We start from the raw sequence: 16,310 nt of genomic DNA on the forward strand, positions 1-16,310 counted from the left end.
CAGAGCGTGACTATGCGCTGCGCTGGACGTCCGAAGTGGAGGCTGCGCCGATACGCGGAAACGGGTCGATGGAGAAGATGACCTCGACCGGCACCTCGAAGTAGCGGGACAGCCGCAGCGCCAGATGGAGGCTCGGGCTGAACTCGCCGCGCTCGAGATAGCCCACCGTCTGGTAGTGGACGCCCAGCGCCTCGGCCAGCTCCCGGCGGGAGATGCCCCGCTCGGCACGCAGCATGGCGATGCGGTTGTAGATGACCTCACTCATCCGCGTCGCCCCTCACGCGATCCGCTGCATGGCCTTTTCGCGGCGCTCGGCAACCCGGGAGCCGGATTCGCGGCGGGCCATGCGGCGCAACACTATCGGCGCGACGACAAGCCCGAGGACGGCCCACGCGCCCAACACGCCGACCATCTCCAGGTGGCGCCACGACTCGCCGATCTCGACCGCGGCCATGCTGTCGGGGAGCAGGGCGGACCGCATGCCAAGCCCCAGCCAGTAGACCGGAAAGACCTGGGCGATCCACTGTAGCCAGACGGGGAAGTTGGTGATCGGGTAGAAGATGCCCGAGGTGGCGATCAGGCCCATCAACGGCAGCATGATCATGCCCATGTTGCGCGGGTTGGCGATCAGCGAGCCGAAGATCGCACCGATCGGCATCGTGGCGACCATGCCCAGGAGCACCACCCAGATCAGCGTGAACCAGCTCGACGCGCCGCGCACGGACAGGCCGTCCAAGAAGATCAGTCCAGGGATGAGCTGCATCGCCAGGCTGATCAGCCCCATGCCGGCCACGAGTGTGATCTTTCCGATCAGGTAGCCGACCATCCCGTTGGGGATCGCCTTGGCCCGGAGCAGCGTGCCGTCTTCGCGGTCGATCGTCAGCACCATGGCCATCGTGACGAGGCCGCCGAACGCAATGCCCATGCCCAGCGCGCTCGGCATCGTGCGCGAGCCGAGCGAGAAGCTCGTGCCCGGCACCGTCGCGCCGCGCATGAAGAACAGGACCACCAGCAGGAGGACGGCGGGAAAAAGATAGTTCCACACGTCTTGGCCGTTGGTGAACGTGTGCCGCAGCTCGATGCGGCCGCGGGTAAGGCCCGCGCGAGCCGCACCCATCGCGGGGCGGCCAAAGGAGACTGTGGTCATCGGGTGACCTCCTCGAACGCGCGCAGGGCCGCCACGCCGCGTCCCGACTCGTACTCCCGGACGAAGGCCATGTAGGTGTCCTCCAGGCTGGCGCGGCGTACCTCGAGATCGGTGACGGCCTCGCCGTACTGCTGGAACAGCTCCCGCACGAACCGGGTGGCGTCGCTGGTGGCGTGCACGAACCGCTCGCCGTCGCGGCTCCACCGCACCTCGGCGTCGGCGGCGACGCCGCGGGAGAGCTGGTCGGGCGAGCCGTCCGCGATGATCGCGCCGCCGGCCAGGATGAGGATGCGGTCAGCGAGCTTTTCCGCCTCGTCGAGGTCGTGTGTGGTCAGCAGGATCGTGGTGTCGTCGATGTCGGAGAGCCGGTGCACGAGATCGTGGAACTCGCGGCGAGCCTCGGGGTCGAAGCCGGCGGTCGGCTCGTCGAGGAAGAGCATCTCGGGTCGGCCCACGATGCCGATCGCCACGTCGAGCCGGCGCCGCTGGCCGCCGGACAGCTGGCTGACCCGCTTGCCCGCGTGCGGGGTCAGGCCGACCGCGTCGATCAGGTCGTCGACATCCCACGGACGGGTGATCCGCGGCGTGGAATACGGCCGGTAGTAGAGCCCGAGGTGGGCGAGGATCTCGCGCACCTGCCACTTGCCGTGGTCACGCCACGACTGGAGCACCACGCCAAGCCGGGCCCGCCACCGCTCGTCGCCGTGGCCGGGGTCGACGCCGAGCACCCGCACCTCGCCCGCCGAACGGATCCGGAAGCCCTCGAGGATCTCGATCGTGGTGGTCTTGCCAGCGCCGTTTGGCCCGAGCAGCGCGAGCACCTCGCCGCGGTGGGCGGTGAAGCTGACCCCATCGAGCACATCGTTGGTGCCGTAACGCATCCGGAGGTCATGGACCTCGATCGCGGCGAGATCGTCGGACGGCTCCACAACCGCCGCCGGTGTCCGCAGCTGCCTCACGACGGTCATACGTATCCCCCGTCTCGTCTAAAGGCTCCTCCAAACTGTAGTACATGTACTACGGGCGGGTCCAGGCTATGAAGCGCTGGTACAGCTCGGTGGTCGACACGCCCGGCAGCTCCCCGGCCGCGTGGCCGAGCTGCGTCGCCATGTAGACGGCGAGGTTGACCCGCTGCTCGCCGTACTCCTTGTAGAGCTGGTCCCGAGCGTCGTCACACGGCCAGTCCGAGCCGCATGACGAGCACTTCCAGGACGGCCGGGTCGGCGTATGTTCGCCGTCGGCCATGCTCTCACCCCCATCGTCAGATCGAACTGAGGGAACGTACGGCGATGGGCGACCACCCCGGTGTGGCGCGATGGGCTACCCCGTCGCCGCCGAACGTGCGGCACGGGGACAACACGTCCTACCCGCCGGCCGCGATGCCGATCCGCTCGGCAAGACCCACGAGGCCGGGTAGGCGCTGCTTGCGCCGCCGCGGCAACAGCTCGGCGATGATCGTGTGGACGATCGTCTGGTGCGGCAGCATCTCCGCCGCCAGGGCTTCGACCGTGCGCAACGTGTCGACCGCGTCCTGCGAACGCCAGTCGGTCATCTGCGCCCACGCCACGTTGAGCAGGTAGCGGGCGTGCATCGCGGTGGGCGCCGCCTCGGGGTGCTCGACCCGCTCGGCCAGCTTGATCGCCTGCCGCGGGCGGTCGGCGGCGATCGCCACGTCCACGGCCTTCATCGCCGCGACCGTCGGGCCGAACGCCATCCCGACGTACGTGCTGCGCTGGTCCCCCGCCATCCGCGCGGCGGCGGCGCGGACCAACCCGAGCATCTCCTGCGCCTCGGACTGGCGGCCGGAGCGCGCCACGGCCGTGGTGCCGTAGCGCAGCAGCTCGCCCCAGACCGCGACCTGGTCGATGGAGGCCCGCGACAGCGCCGGCTCCACCTGCTCGGCCGCGGTCACCGCGACGTGCTCGGCCTCCGACCACAGGCCCTGGCGGGACAGCACCCACGAACGGGTGGCCTGCTGGCCGGCGAAGAGCAGCTCGTCGCCGGAGGCCTCGGCGGCACGCACGGCCTCCGCGAGGGCGAGGTGGGCCAGGTCCTCGTGCGCGAGGTGGGCCAGCAGCGACGCGGTGAGCTGCAACAACTCGGCAAGCGTCGCCGCGGCGGCCGCCCTGTCGGTGGCCGCCTCGACCGCCGCCCGCGCGCCGGCGATCAGGGCGGGCAGATCGCGGGCGAGTTCGGCGTAGCGGCCCGCCCAGTAGAGGCGCCACGCCTCCCGCCCCTCCGTGCGCAGGTCGTCGAGCACGGGCGGCTCCACCGCGGGCTCCCGCACGCCAAGCACGGCCCGCCTGATCGCGCCCACCTCGCCGCTCACCCGCCCCGCCGGCAACCCGCGCGGCTTGCCGAGCAGATCCGCGGGAGTGACGTCGAGCGCGTTGGCCAGCGCGGTGAGGCTGGCGATCCGGGTGGCGTGGCGCTGCCCCTGCTCAAGCTTGCGCACTAGGTCGACCGAGACGCCGGCCCGCTCGGCCAGGTCGCGCTGCGACATGGCCCGCCGTCGGCGCAGGGCGGACAGTTGAGCGCCGAGCGTCGATCGCATCGCAGCTCCCGGGGACCGTCTTAAATCGACGGTATGCGCTGCCCCTGATGTCGTGAAGACCCCGAACGGTGACGGAACAATTGGCTTAGTTCACTCATCTCAGCCCTACTGAAGGGCCAACTTCAAGATCCAGGTTTGAGCTACCGCGATCTCCGTCGTGGTCCGGACCGCTGCTCCCGCGGCCTCACCCGTCCGCCGTTGGTCGCGCTTCGCCCTCAAGAGGGCAGCCCTCTTGGGGATGAATTCTGAGGAGGGCTCCCGTACACCCGCCCAGGCGGTGACAGGCTGCCCTCTTGGGTCCCAGGCTGGGGCGGCGAGCTGGCTAGAGGACGAAAGCGTCCGTCCAGAGTTGGCGGGAGCGGCCGGAGAGCGCGTCGAGGAGGGCTACGGCCTGGCTGTCGGTCAGCGCGGCCACGAAGTCGATCACCGCGCGACCGCGGGCCTGCACCGCGCGTTCCGGGGCGGTGGCAGTCGCGTCCATGGCTTCCAGCTCGGCGTCGGCCAGCTCCACCAGATCGTGCAGGCGCCGGGGTAGGCGGGCCTGCTCGTCCGGGTCGAGCAGCCACTCGTACAGCGCCTCGACCAGGGTCGTGAGCAGGCTGGCCTGGCCGCGCTGGTGCAGCGCCAGGTCGGGCCGGGCGAGCACGAAGCCCTGGTGGACGAACTTAAGCACCTGCACCTCGTGCCACTGTGCGGGCGCGAGCATCACGTGGCCGGATCGCAGCGGCGGGTGTGGCGCCACCGTGATCGCGCCGATCAGGCGGCGGGTCCACTGTGCGGAGAAGCGGGCGACGTACTGCTCGGCCTCGACCGAGCCGTCGAACGGTGCGGCGAGCAGGCCGTCGACGAGTTCGTGCCGCACCTGCTCGACCGCCGCCGCGAACGCCTCGTCGTCGCTGATCCACCCGTCCTTGCGGTGCAGCTGGCGGCGCAGCCGCTCGACCGACCGGCCGGGGCGTCGTGTGCCGACGTCCAGCTCGGCGTCGGGAAGCTTGCGCAGCTCGGCGACCTCGTTCTGCCACGCGATCAGCTCGGTGGCCACCGAGCCCTGCTGGAGTACGCCCACCCGGTGGAAGTCCTCCACGTCGTGGATGGCGTACGCGATGTCGTCGGCGGTGTCCATCACGGACGCCTCGACGGTCTGCTGCCAGTCGGCGATCCGCCCGGCGAACGGCTCGCGTGCCTGCCGCATGTCCGCCACCTCGGTCGTGTACGCGCCGAACTTGGCCGAGCCGCCGTCCAGGTCGCCGGGTGACGGGCTCGCACCGCGCGGCGCCGGGTGGAGGTGGCGGGGGTGCGGCTGCGGGTACGAGTGGCGGGTCCACGGGTATTTGAGCATCGCCGCGCGCACCGCCGCGGTGAGGTCGAGGCCGATCGTCGTCGCGCGGCGGATCTCGGTGCTGGTCACGATCCGGTACGACTGCGCGTTGCCCTCGAAGCCGTCGGCCAGCCCGAGCCGCTGGCGGGCCAGCCGGTCGAGCACCTGCTCGCCGAGGTGCCCGAAGGGCGGGTGACCGAGGTCGTGGGCGAGTGCGGCCGCCTCCACCACGTCGGGGTCGCACCCGCCCAACTCGTCGAGCAGGCCGCTGTAGCGCTCGTCGGCGATCAGCCGCTCGGCGATCGCGCGTGCCACCTGGGCGACCTTGAGGCTGTGGGTGAGCCTGTTGTGCACCAGCAGCCCGGAGCCACCCGGACTGATCACCTGGGTTACGCCGCCGAGCCGGCTGAAGAACGGCGAGCTGACGATGCGGTCGCGATCGACCCGGAACGGACTCGCCGCGAGGTCGCCGGGCGCGATCGCGGTGCCGCCGAACAAGCGCCGGGCCCGCGGATCCATGATCAGACGTTAACTCAGCAGCTCGGCGAGCGTGAGTTCATCGGTTGGCGATCTTGATGTTTTCGAAACATCGTTCCGGTTGGATGCTCGGCTGAAGCCTCAACGAGAGGAAACAGATGTGAGCAAGAGACTGATGGCCGGAGCGATCGCCACCGCGACGTCGCTGGCCCTCGTGGCGATCGTCCCGACCGGACCGTCGAGCGCGGCGCCCGCCACCACTACGGAGTACACCGTGGTCGCCGAAGACGGCGTCGCGGCCGACGCGGCGGTCGCCGCGATCACCGCCGCCGGCGGCACGGTGGTCGCCCGCAACGACAGCGTCGGCGTGTTTCAGGTGAAGTCCGCCCGCACCGACTTCGCCAGCCGCGCCGCCGCGGACGGCGCGCTGGTGGGTGCGGCACAGCGCCGCGCGATCGGCTACGCGCCGAACGCCCCGAAGGTCGACGCGGTCGAGCAGGAAAACCTGCTGGCCGGCACGACCGGCAAGAGCAAGGGCACGGGCCACGCCTCGGCCGGGCTCGACCCGCTCGACGACAAGCTCTGGGGCCTGGAGATGGTGCGCTCGGACGAGTCGCGCCGCGAGCAGCCCGGCGACAAGGGCGTCACGGTGGGCATCCTCGACACCGGCCTCGACGCCAGCCACCCCGACCTGGCGCCCAACTTCAGCCGCGGCCTCTCCCGCAACTTCGCGCCCGACCTGACCGACATCGACGGCGCGTGCGAGGTGCCGAGCTGCCTCGACCCGGTCGGCACGGACGACGGCGGCCACGGCACCCACGTGGCCGGCACGATCGGCGCCGCCGTCAACGGCCTCGGCGTCTCCGGCGTCGCGCCCAACGTGACCCTTGTCGAGCTCAAGGGCGGCCAGGACTCCGGCTTCTTCTTCCTGGAGCCGGTCGTCAACGCGCTGACGTACGCCGCCGACGCCGGCATCGACGTGGTCAACATGTCGTTCTTCGTCGACCCGTGGCTGTACAACTGCCTCGACAACTCCGCGGACAGCGCGGCGGCGAAGGCCGAGCAGCGGGCCGTCCTCCGGGCCATGACGCGCGCGTTGACGTACGCCCACCTGCGCGGCGTCACGCTCGTCGGCGCGCTCGGCAACGAGCACACCGACCTCGGCAAGCCGCTGCCTGACACGATCAGCCCGGACTACGGCGCACCGGCTTACACCCGGCAGATCGACAACCGGTCCTGCTGGACCATGCCGGCCGAGGGCCCGTTCGTGATCGGCGTCTCGGCGCTCGGGCCGTCCGGCAAGAAGTCGGACTTCTCCAACTACGGCACCGAGCAGATCTCCGTGTCGGCGCCGGGTGGCTGGTTCCGGGACGGCTTCGGCACGCCGACGTTCCGCACCGACGAAAACATGATCCTGTCGACGTACCCGCTCAAGCCGCTCCAGGAGGAGGACCCGCCGCTGGTCGACGCCGACGGCAACATCACGCCGGCCGGCGAGGGTGCGGTCGTCAAGCTCTGCCCGAACGGCACCTGCGTGTACTACACGTACCTCCAGGGCACCTCGATGGCCGCCCCGCACGCCGCCGGTGTCGCCTCGCTGATCGTCAGCGAGTTCGGCCACCGCGACCGGCACCGCGGCGGCCTGACGCTGGAGCCGTGGAAGGTGGAAAACCAGCTGCTGCGCACGGCCGCCGAGCACGCCTGCCCGGAGCCGCGCCTCCAGACGTACACCAACGAGGGTCGGGAGCCGGAGTTCAACGCCTACTGCGCAGGCGGCACGAACTTCAACGGCTTCTACGGGTACGGCGTCGTCGACGCGTACGCCGCGGTCACCGAGCGCCCGAGGTGGGGCGCCCGCCCGTAGGTGATTTCGTGGGGCGCTCCGGCAGTGCCGGAGCGCCCCCTGGGGTGCTCGCGGCCCGGCTCTTGAGTGAGCGACCTACACCGCCAGCAGGGCGATCGCGACGAGCCCGCCCAGCAGCAGAAACGGGCCGTGTGCGATGTGGTCCTTGCGGCCGGCTCGGCGCAGCAGGAGCAGCGCCGCGGCGTAGAGGCCGGCGAGGAGGAAACCGGCGACCGCCGCGGCGACCGCGATCCCCCAGCCGAACCAGCCGGCCACCAGACCCACCGCGAGCGCGGCCTTGGCGTCGCCGAGACCCATCCCGTTAGGTGAGATGAGCACCAGTACGAGATAGAAGGCCGCGAGTGCCAGAGCGCATGCCACCGCGGAGGCAAGGTGGCCGTACTCGCCGTCGACCACTGCGGACAGTCCAAACAGGACCAGCGCACCGCCGGCGGCCGGAAACGTCAGCCGGTCGGGCAATCGGCGCACGGTAGCGTCCACATGGGCCAGTACGACGCCGAACAACGCGACCCACGCGACGGCGAGCAGTGGGAGCGGCTCGCGCACCCGCCAGGCGACCACCGCGAGCGCCGCCGCGGCCACCACCTCGACCAGGGCCGGCGGCGGCCCGATCCGCGCGCGACACCGCGGGCAGCGGCCGGTGGGCGGCAGGAAAGCGCTGTGCAGCCGGGCTTGGCAGTGCGGGCAACCGTGTCGCCACGGCTCGCCAGCCGGCACGGTGTGTGTGAACACCTGCGCGCGCAGTAACGGGCCGAGCAACAGGCCCACGACGGCGGCTGCCAGAATCCTGCCCATCAAGCGCCACGCACGGTGAACAGTTGGTTGCGGGAAACCACGTTGGCGCACCGGACGCCAAGCGATGCCGGATGTCCGGGATACGCGTGCACATGGGCACTGACACCGGGATCCGGCCAATCGATCTCCATCGCACCCTTCCCAGCATCCGGCCGCCGACGATCATCACTCGGCGTGATCATTTGGATTGCCTCTGTTGCATTGGCGGCAGTCAGCCTATGCTGCCCATCTGGGTGAGAGCACCAGCCGTCCGCCGACCGCGCGGCGACGGTTCTCAATGCACACATCGCCTGGGGGGCACGACAGCACGGGAAAGACACGGCACGCGAGCGGTTCGGAGGCACCGGGCGCGCGCCAGGGGGAGAGGAAACACCGTTGCCCGCAAAGCACCTGGGCCGAGCCTCTGCGGTCCTTGTGGCGCTGCTCGTCGGCGCCTGTTCGTCATCCGGCGAGGCCACGCCTCCCGTCGCCGCACCGAGCACGGCCGCCTCCGCCGGCCCGGACGCGGGTGCCGCGTCAAAGGCCGCGCTGGCCGCGTACAACGGTTATCTCGCGGCGTCGCGCGACGCGTCGGCCGATCCGGATCCCACCCATCCCGCTCTGGCGAAGTATCTGGCCGACCCCCTGCTCACCCGGGTCAGAGACACCGTGCGCGACCTCGAGACGCACGGCGCCGTGCGCACCGGAAAGATGGTTTCCGATCCGCGAGTGAGCGCGCTCGACCTGACCGCCGATCCGCCAACGGTGTCCATTCAGGACTGCATCGACTCCTCGGGATACAAGATGGTCTACGCAAAGAGCAAAAAGCCCGTGCCCGGCACCGTGGGTGGCCGATACGTGGCGACCGCCACCGCGACCCTCTATCCCGACGGCCGCTGGCTGATCAGCGACGGCGCGATCCACCAGGACCAGCCGTGCTGACCCGCCGCGTCCTCGCCCTCACGGCCACTCTCTTCGTGCTCGCCGTCCCGTCGGCGGCGGTCGCCGACCCGCCGATCACCGAGTGCCCGCCTGGATCCGACAGCTGCCACATCATCGACGAAGACGAAGACACCGGTGGCGGCGGCGACAACGGTGACGGAAACAACGGTGGCAACGAGGGTGGCGGCGGCGGTGAGCGCGAGTGCACCCGCGGCGAGGAGGTCGTCCCCTGCTACGACCCGATCTTCGGCTGGTTCAACCAGGCCGACGGGTGCTATTACAAGCTCACCGAGCCTCAGCACCCGCCAAAGCCCGGCGGCAGCCCGGACGGCGCCTGGTACACGCCGACATGCGCCCAGGGTGTCGGTCTACCGGTGTGGTTTGACGCGCCGCCGGCCGGTGCCGAGGCGCCGCCCGACCCCGAGACGCTGGCCCGCCGCGCGTTCGCCGAGATCACGTTGCGCGCGCCCGACCTCCAGATCAAGCCCGATCCCAACGGCGCCGGACTTGTCGGACTCCCGGTGTGGCTCTGGGTGGAAAGAGGTCTTGAGACTTGGGGGCCGATCTTCAACAGCGAGTCGGACCGAGGGCTGACTGTGACCATCGAGGCAAGAGTCAACAACCTGACCTTCGACCTGGGCGACGGGAGCCCACCGGTCAGCTGTCCGGGCGGCGGCACGCCGTACCCGAAGGGCGCGACCGGCCCTTCGCCGGACTGCGGGCATGTCTTCACCAAGTCCAGCAAGCAGCAGCCGGGCCAGAAGTTCACGGTCACCGCGACCACGACGTGGACCGTGACCTGGAGCGGCGGTGGTGAGATCGGCACGTTCGAGCCGCAGATCCGTGAGGCGACCGTCGGCGTGCGGATCAACGAGCTCCAGGTGGTGACCGAATGAGCCTGGCGGCCAACCACCGCGTGGCGGGCCCGGTCGACGCACCGGTCGAGCCGCCCCGCGTCGTCCGGCAGCGGCGCATGCGCCCCGGCCTGCTCGGCCTCGCGGTGCTGCTGATCGCGCTCGGCGGCCTCGGCGCGGCGTTCGCGGTGACTTCGGTGCGCTCGACCGGCACCTACCTCGCGGTGGCCCGGTCGGTCTCGGTCGGCACCGCCCTGACCGCCGACGACATGCGCTCCGTGCAGGTGGCGGGCGGTGTCGGGCTCTCGCCGGTGCCGGCCAGCAAGATCAACGAGGTCATCGGCAAGCGGGCGGCCGTCACGCTCGTGGAGGGCACGCTGATCACGATGGCCCAGCTCACCGACAAGCCGCTGCTCGGCCCCGGGCAGCAGCAGGTCGCGATCGGCCTCAAGCCCAACCAGGTGCCGGCCAAGGAGCTCCGCCCCGGCGACAAGGTGCTGCTGGTCAGCACGCCTCCGCAAAACTCGTCGACGACCGGCGAGGCGCGGGCGACGCAGACCACGCGATACGAGGCGACGGTCGTCGACGCCACCGAGCCCGACGAAAAGGGCCCCGACCGCACGACGGTCGTGGTCTACCTGGCTTTGGCCGGCCGCGACGCGCCCGCGGTGGTCACGCTCGCCGCCCAAAACCGGCTCGCCGTCATCCTCACCGGGGCTGCCTGACCATGGCGATCGTCGCGCTGGTCTCGCCGAAGGGGTCGCCCGGGGTGACAACGACGGCACTGGCCTGTGCGCTCACCTGGCACCGCCGGCTCGTGCTCGCCGAGTGCGACCCGGCGGGCGGGTCGATCATGGCTGGTTACCTGGGCGGGGCGGTGCCCGGCCCGCGCGGCATCGGCGAGCTGGCCGTGGCCGAGCTGCGCGACGGGCGGCTCGACCGCGACTTCTGGTCGCAGCTGATCGACCTCGACGCGCCCCGGCGCGAGCGGCTCCTGCTGCCGGGCATCGTCGACCCGGCACAGTCCGGCAGCGTCAGTCCACTGTGGCAGCGGTTCGCCGACTTCTTCCTCGCGCTGGAAAAGGGCGAGCCGGCATACGACGTGATCGTCGACTGTGGACGGCTGCACGCCCCCAACCCGGCATGGCCGATCCTGCGCGCCGCCGCCCTCGTGCTCGTCGTCACCGGTGCGCGCCTGCCCGACCTCTCCAGCGCGCGGGCCACGATCGCCGCGCTCCAGCGCGACTTCCGCGAACACCGCGTCGCCGCCGGCTCGCTCCGGCTACTGCTGGTCGGCGAGGGACACGCGCAGGGCGAGATCAGCAAGGCGCTGGAGCTGCCGGTCATCGCCCGCCTGCCGCACGACCCGCGCACCGCCGAAGTGCTCACGCTGGGCGGCACGGTAAAGGCCAACCGTCCGCTCATGCGTGCCGCCAACGCACTCGAAGTGCCGATCAACGCGATCCTCGACCGCCGCCGCGCCCGGCTGAGCTGGCGGAGCCTGCCCGCGGAGGTGCCGGATGCGGTTTGAGCCGGTCACCCACGACCCACGCACCCAGCAGCCGGAGGCGACGTCGACCGCGCCGCCGATGCGCCCGCCGCAGGTGCACGTCGGCCGCCATCAGGCCAACGGCGTGCCGGCCCTTCCGGTGGCGCCGTTCACCCCGCCGCCCACACCGCCACCACCTCCCCCTCCGCCTCGGCGGCAGGCCGACTTCTCGGTGGTACGCGAGCTGCGACGCCAGCTCACCGAGCGGCTGACCCAGTGGCAGCGCGGCCGGGAGTTCACGCCCGAAGAGGAAGACGTCGAGCGGGTCCGGCTTGCGGTGGCCGTCGTGTCGGAGTACGCCGACTCGGTCCGCCGCTCCGGCACCCCGATGCAGGCCGTCGAGGAGCGGATGCTGCTCGACCAGGTCACCGCCGAGCTGGTGGGGCTGGGTCGGCTCCAGACGCTGCTGGTCGACAACACGATCGAGGAGGTGCACATCCTCGGCTGCGACCACGTGCGGATCACCCGACACGGCGGCGGCGTGGAGTGGGCCGCCCCGATCGCCGACAGCGACGAGGAGCTGGTCGACATCCTCCAAGCGGCCGCCCGCCGGGCCGGTGCGACGGAGCGCTCCCTGTCGACCTCCAAGCCGACGCTCGACCTCCAGCTGCCCGACGGCAGCCGGCTGGCCGCGGTCTACCTGGTCAGCCACCGGCCGTACGCGGTGATCCGCAAGCACAACACGCTCGACATCACCCTCGACGACATCGCCGGTGGCCGCCCCGACCTCGACGAGATGATGGACACGCTGATCCGCGACTTCCTGCGCGCCGCGCTGCGGGCCGGCCTCAACATCATGGTCGCCGGGCTGGCCGGTGCCGGTAAGACCACGGTCATCCGGGCGCTGATGTCGGAGATCCCGCCCGACGAGCCGTACGTGCTGCTGGAAGAGAGCCGCGAGCTGCTACCCGCCCGTCGCGGTGAGCGACACCGGGCGGTGATGAGCTTCGAGTCGCGGGAGGGGCACGGCGAGCGCGGCGCCGACGGGCGGCCGGCGGGTGAGGTGACGATCGCCGACCTGATCCCGGTGTCGCTGCGGATGGGCGCGCTGCGCATCATCGTCGGCGAGGTGCGGTCGCGGGAGATCGTGCCGATGCTCCAGGCGATGACCACCAGCCGCGGCTCGATGTGCACCATCCACGCGCGTACACCGGGCGGGGTGAGCGAGCGCATCATCGAGCTCGCGCTGTCGCACGGCCGGGAGATGACCGTCGAGCAGGCTCGGCGGATGGCCGGCAACGCGCTCGACCTGATCGTGTACGTGACGATCGAGGACGAGACCGCGATCGGCGGCCGCAAACACCGCTTCGTCTCGCACATCGAGGAGATCGTCGGGGTGGGCGACGGGGCGCGGATCGCGACCACCACCATCTTCGGCCCGGGTGCCGACGGTCGCGCGGTGCCCATGCACCTGCCCGAGCGGGTCCGCGACCAGCTCATGCGGGTGGGCTACGACGCGCGCGTGCTCAGCCGCTACATCGAGGCACACGCCGGCGCCTGGCGGCGGCCCCGGCACAGCCAGCTGCGGAGCCGCTCGTGAGCTCCGACATCGAGCTGATCGCCCTGCTCTCCGGCGCCGCCTGCGTCGGCGGCATCGTGCTCGCGGTGGTGTCCGTTGTGGGCACTCGTGCGTCGGCCAAGCCGCCGTCCCGCAGCAGCCGCCGCCTCAGCCGCCTTTGGAACGGCACCGGCGTCAGCGCCGCCGAGCGGCGCCGCCACCGGATCGTCGTGGTGGCCGCGATCGCCGCCGGCGCGCTCGCCTGGATGGTGACCGGCCTGCCGATGGTGGGCCTACTGGCCGGCATCGCCGTGCCCGGCGCGCCGTGGCTGTTCGGCGTCGGGCGGGCCGAGCAGCGGGCGATCGCCCGCATCGAGGCAGTCGGCGAATGGACCCGACGGCTGCGCGACGTATCCAGCACGGGCCAGGGGTTGCAGCAGGCGATCATCGCGACCGTCTCCACCGCACCGGAGGAGATCGGCGACGAGGTCGCGCTCCTCGCGGCCCGGCTCCAGGCCGGCTGGCACGCCCGCGACGCGCTGCTCGCCTTCGCCGGCCAGCTCGGCGACCCGATGTGCGACCAGGTCGTCGCCGCCTTGGTCCTGCACCTGAGCGACCGGGGCGAGCGGCTCGGTGACGTGCTCTCCTCGATCGCGACCGCCGCCGCGGCCGAGGTCGCGACCCGACGCGAGGTGGAGGCCAAGCGCACGCAGCCGCGCTTCGCGGTCCGCTTCCTCACCGGGATGACGCTGCTGACCTTGGCGTACGGGCTGCTCAACCCCCAGTACATGGAGCCGTACGGCACGCCGACCGGCCAAGTCGTGCTGGTGGTGCTCGGCGGCACGTTCGTCGCGCTGCTCGCGTGGACCCGCGCGATGAGCCTGCCGCCCGCGCCGGTGCGTTTCCTGGCGATCCCCGACGAGCGGCGGGAGGGGTGATGGGCAACCCGTACCTGGTCATCGCGATCCTCGGCGGCGCGGCGGTGGGCCTCGGCATCTTTATCGTCGTCCGTGAGACGCTGCTGCCCGCAACCCCGGCCCTCGGCCCCGCGCTGCACCGCCTGCATCCGCCGGCGACGCTCCGCACCACGCACCCGAGCCGGCGGCTGGAGTGGCTCACCGGCCTGTCCCGGTGGACCCGGCCGCCGGTAAAGGAGCTGGCGCTGCTGGGCAAGTCGCCCGAGCAGTACACCCTCTCGCTCCTGCTGTCGGCGCTGATCGGCCTGGCCATCCCCGCGTTTCTCTCGCTGGCCGCGCGCACCGCGGGTGTCTCGCTGCCGTTCGTCATCCCGACCGCGGCCGGCCTCGGTCTGGCCGCGCTCTTCGCGCTTGTCGCGCACGCCGACGTGCTCTCCAAGGCGAAAGCGGCACGGCGCGAGTTCACCCAGGCCGTATGCACCTACCTCGACCTCGTCGCGCTCCAGCTCTCCGCCGCGCACGGTCCGGTGCAATCCCTGGAACGGGCGGCCGAGGTCTGCGACGGCTGGGTGTTCGAGCGGCTGCGCGAGTCGCTGCGGATGGCGCAGATGCAGATGCAGTCACCGTGGGACGAGCTGCGCTCGCTCGCCGAAAAGATCGGCGTACCGGAGCTGGGCGATGTCGGTGCGATCGTCCAGGCGTCCGGCACCGAGGGTGCCCAGGTGCACGAGACGCTGCGGGTCCGCGCCGACTCACTGCGCGACCAGATCCGCACCGACAACCTGGCTCGCGCCGAGGCGATCACCAGCCGGCTCGACGTGCCCGGCGCGCTGCTCGTCTTCGTGCTCGTCGGCTTCGTCATGTACCCGTTCCTGGCCCGAATCTGAGCCGTACCCCAGGGAGGAAAACGATGATCAGGACGTTGCGGGAGCGGATCGCGCGGCTGCGCGGTCCGGGCGAGCGAGACCGGGGTGACAGCCCGGTGCCCACCGCCATCATCATCGCCGGCCTGGCGGCGGCCGCCGGCGCCGTGGTGCTCGCGGCGAGCGGGTTGGTGGACTCGTTCATGGGTTCCATCGGCGGCGGCGGCACGCCGTAACCGGGATGCGTCGCCGCGCTGTCGCTCGCGTGCGCCGGGCCGTCGAGCTGGTCCGGCGCCGGTCGGCTGGCGGCCGGGATCGGGGGGCTACCCCCGTCGAGCTGGCGGTCGCGTTTCCGGCGATCCTCATCCTCACGTTCGCCTCCATCCAGGTGGGCGCATGGTTTCTGGCCCGGGCCGTGGCGCTCAACGCCGCCCAGGTGGCGGTCAGCTCCACCCGCACGCTCAACGGCGCGTCCCCGGAGGCCGGCGAGGAGCAGGCGGGCTCCTTCATCGCCGACACGGGCGGCTGGCTCGTCGGCTGGGACGTGCAGGTATCCCGCGACGACGAGCAGGTCACGGCCACCGTGACCGGCACCGTGGTCTCGGTGATCCCCGGCGTCGACTGGACGGTCAGCCAGACCGCGCGCGGGCCGGTCGAGCGCTTCGTGGAGGAGGAGACGCCGTGACGGCTTCGGCTCGCCGCGCGCCCGGCACGGGCGACCAGGGCTCCGTATCCGTGGAGATCGCCATTCTCGCGCCCGCGTTCCTCATGCTGATCGTGCTCGCGGCGGTGGCCGGCCGCACCGCGATCGCCCAGAACGCCGTCGACCTGGCCGCGCACGAGGCGGCCCGCACCGCGTCCCTCGCCCGCACCGCCGCGGCCGCGGAGACCGACGGCGAGTCTGCCGCCAACTCCACCCTCGACGCGCAGGGCCTCGACTGCGGCGACAGCCTCCAGGTGGCGGTCGACACGAGCGGGTTCGCCGCGGACCTCGGCGAGCCGGCCACCGTCACCGCGACCGTGAGCTGCACGGTCTCCTTCGCCGACCTGGTCATGCCGGGCGTGCCGGGGGCCAAGACGGTGGTGGCGACCTACGTCTCACCCCTCGACCGCTACCGGAGCCGCGGATGAACACGCGGGACGACGGGCGGGTCAGCATCTTCCTGGCGATCGCGCTCGCCGGCATGCTGATGGTGATCGGCCTGGCGTACGACGGCGCCGGCCAGCTCGGCGCCCTCCAGCGTGCACACAACCTCGCCGCCGAGGCGGCCCGTGCCGGTGGCCAGTCGATCGACCGGGCGCAGGCGATCGAGGGCGGCCCGACGCAGATCAGCGAGGCCGAGGCGGTCGCCGCCGTCGACGCCTACCGCGCGGCCGCCGGAGTGGGCGGGCCGCCACCCACGTTCTCCACGGGCCCGGACGGCCAGCCGCTGATCCAGGTCGAGGTCTCCGTCACGTACGACAACAAGTTTCTCGACGTCTTCGGGTTTTCCGACACCAGCACGGTGACCGGCACCGCCACAGCGGTGCTGCTCACCACACCCGACGAATAG

General features: G+C 71.6%; 19 protein-coding genes. 12 read left to right on the forward strand and 7 right to left on the reverse strand.

Going from position 1 to position 16,310, the window contains the following annotated elements; translation table 11 throughout:
- Positions 1–10: 10 nt before the first annotated feature.
- The 6 genes from AC5L36_RS00350 to AC5L36_RS00375 all read right to left on the reverse strand — a co-directional run bounded on the left by AC5L36_RS00350 (position 11) and on the right by AC5L36_RS00375 (position 5,538).
- Positions 11–265, reverse strand: coding sequence for a helix-turn-helix transcriptional regulator (locus AC5L36_RS00350; RefSeq protein WP_441216206.1), 255 nt, complete (start codon positions 263–265; stop codon positions 11–13).
- A gap of 12 nt (positions 266–277) precedes the next feature.
- Complete coding sequence (locus AC5L36_RS00355; RefSeq protein WP_441216205.1) at positions 278–1,147, reverse strand: ABC transporter permease; 870 nt, start codon at positions 1,145–1,147, stop codon at positions 278–280.
- Positions 1,144–2,115 (reverse strand): ABC transporter ATP-binding protein, encoded by a 972-nt coding sequence (locus AC5L36_RS00360; RefSeq protein WP_441216204.1) that lies wholly within the window; start codon positions 2,113–2,115, stop codon positions 1,144–1,146. Before AC5L36_RS00360 ends, AC5L36_RS00355 begins: the two co-directional genes overlap by 4 nt.
- A gap of 49 nt (positions 2,116–2,164) precedes the next feature.
- Entirely contained in the window at positions 2,165–2,392 is a 228-nt protein-coding gene (locus AC5L36_RS00365) for a hypothetical protein (RefSeq protein ID WP_441216203.1), read from the reverse strand.
- 118 nt (positions 2,393–2,510) lie between these two features.
- On the reverse strand, positions 2,511–3,701 hold the full coding sequence (locus tag AC5L36_RS00370) for a helix-turn-helix domain-containing protein (RefSeq protein ID WP_441216202.1): 1,191 nt from the start codon (positions 3,699–3,701) through the stop codon (positions 2,511–2,513).
- 322 nt (positions 3,702–4,023) lie between these two features.
- Positions 4,024–5,538, reverse strand: coding sequence for a deoxyguanosinetriphosphate triphosphohydrolase family protein (locus AC5L36_RS00375; protein WP_441216201.1), 1,515 nt, complete (start codon positions 5,536–5,538; stop codon positions 4,024–4,026).
- 118 nt (positions 5,539–5,656) lie between these two features.
- Here AC5L36_RS00375 and AC5L36_RS00380 point away from each other — a divergent pair, with 118 nt between their 5' ends.
- Positions 5,657–7,360, forward strand: a complete 1,704-nt coding sequence (locus AC5L36_RS00380) for a S8 family serine peptidase (RefSeq protein WP_441216200.1) — start codon at positions 5,657–5,659, stop codon at positions 7,358–7,360.
- A gap of 75 nt (positions 7,361–7,435) precedes the next feature.
- Here the strand turns inward: AC5L36_RS00380 and AC5L36_RS00385 are convergent, their stop codons facing one another.
- Positions 7,436–8,155, reverse strand: a complete 720-nt coding sequence (locus tag AC5L36_RS00385) for a prepilin peptidase (RefSeq protein WP_441216199.1) — start codon at positions 8,153–8,155, stop codon at positions 7,436–7,438.
- A 414-nt stretch (positions 8,156–8,569) separates the two neighbouring features.
- On the opposite strand from AC5L36_RS00385, the gene AC5L36_RS00390 reads away from it, so the two are divergent.
- Genes AC5L36_RS00390 through AC5L36_RS00440 form a run of 11 tightly spaced genes read left to right on the forward strand, consistent with a single transcriptional unit; the run spans position 8,570 to position 16,310 of the window.
- Complete coding sequence (locus tag AC5L36_RS00390; protein ID WP_441216198.1) at positions 8,570–9,076, forward strand: hypothetical protein; 507 nt, start codon at positions 8,570–8,572, stop codon at positions 9,074–9,076.
- Positions 9,070–9,972 carry a hypothetical protein gene (locus AC5L36_RS00395; RefSeq protein ID WP_441216197.1) on the forward strand — a complete coding sequence of 301 codons (903 nt, stop codon included), beginning with the start codon at positions 9,070–9,072 and terminating at the stop codon, positions 9,970–9,972. The genes AC5L36_RS00390 and AC5L36_RS00395 overlap by 7 nt, the downstream gene beginning before the upstream one ends.
- The gene (locus tag AC5L36_RS00400; protein WP_441216196.1) at positions 9,969–10,655 is read left to right on the forward strand and encodes an SAF domain-containing protein; all 687 of its coding nucleotides are present in this window, start codon (positions 9,969–9,971) and stop codon (positions 10,653–10,655) included. The genes AC5L36_RS00395 and AC5L36_RS00400 overlap by 4 nt, the downstream gene beginning before the upstream one ends.
- A 2-nt stretch (positions 10,656–10,657) precedes the next feature.
- On the forward strand, positions 10,658–11,461 hold the full coding sequence (locus AC5L36_RS00405) for a CpaE/TadZ family protein (protein WP_441216195.1): 804 nt from the start codon (positions 10,658–10,660) through the stop codon (positions 11,459–11,461).
- Positions 11,451–13,019, forward strand: coding sequence for a TadA family conjugal transfer-associated ATPase (locus AC5L36_RS00410; RefSeq protein WP_441216194.1), 1,569 nt, complete (start codon positions 11,451–11,453; stop codon positions 13,017–13,019). Before AC5L36_RS00405 ends, AC5L36_RS00410 begins: the two co-directional genes overlap by 11 nt.
- Complete coding sequence (locus AC5L36_RS00415) at positions 12,977–13,915, forward strand: type II secretion system F family protein (RefSeq protein WP_441216338.1); 939 nt, start codon at positions 12,977–12,979, stop codon at positions 13,913–13,915. Before AC5L36_RS00410 ends, AC5L36_RS00415 begins: the two co-directional genes overlap by 43 nt.
- Complete coding sequence (locus AC5L36_RS00420; protein ID WP_441216193.1) at positions 13,915–14,781, forward strand: type II secretion system F family protein; 867 nt, start codon at positions 13,915–13,917, stop codon at positions 14,779–14,781. Before AC5L36_RS00415 ends, AC5L36_RS00420 begins: the two co-directional genes overlap by 1 nt.
- 23 nt (positions 14,782–14,804) lie before the next feature.
- On the forward strand, positions 14,805–14,993 hold the full coding sequence (locus AC5L36_RS00425) for a hypothetical protein (RefSeq protein ID WP_441216192.1): 189 nt from the start codon (positions 14,805–14,807) through the stop codon (positions 14,991–14,993).
- Between the two features lie 5 nt (positions 14,994–14,998).
- Positions 14,999–15,442, forward strand: coding sequence for a TadE/TadG family type IV pilus assembly protein (locus AC5L36_RS00430; RefSeq protein ID WP_441216191.1), 444 nt, complete (start codon positions 14,999–15,001; stop codon positions 15,440–15,442).
- Positions 15,439–15,888 (forward strand): TadE/TadG family type IV pilus assembly protein, encoded by a 450-nt coding sequence (locus tag AC5L36_RS00435; protein WP_441216190.1) that lies wholly within the window; start codon positions 15,439–15,441, stop codon positions 15,886–15,888. The genes AC5L36_RS00430 and AC5L36_RS00435 overlap by 4 nt, the downstream gene beginning before the upstream one ends.
- On the forward strand, positions 15,885–16,310 hold the full coding sequence (locus AC5L36_RS00440; protein ID WP_441216189.1) for a pilus assembly protein TadG-related protein: 426 nt from the start codon (positions 15,885–15,887) through the stop codon (positions 16,308–16,310). The genes AC5L36_RS00435 and AC5L36_RS00440 overlap by 4 nt, the downstream gene beginning before the upstream one ends.

It is taken from the genome of Phytohabitans sp. LZ39 (assembly GCF_059359075.1).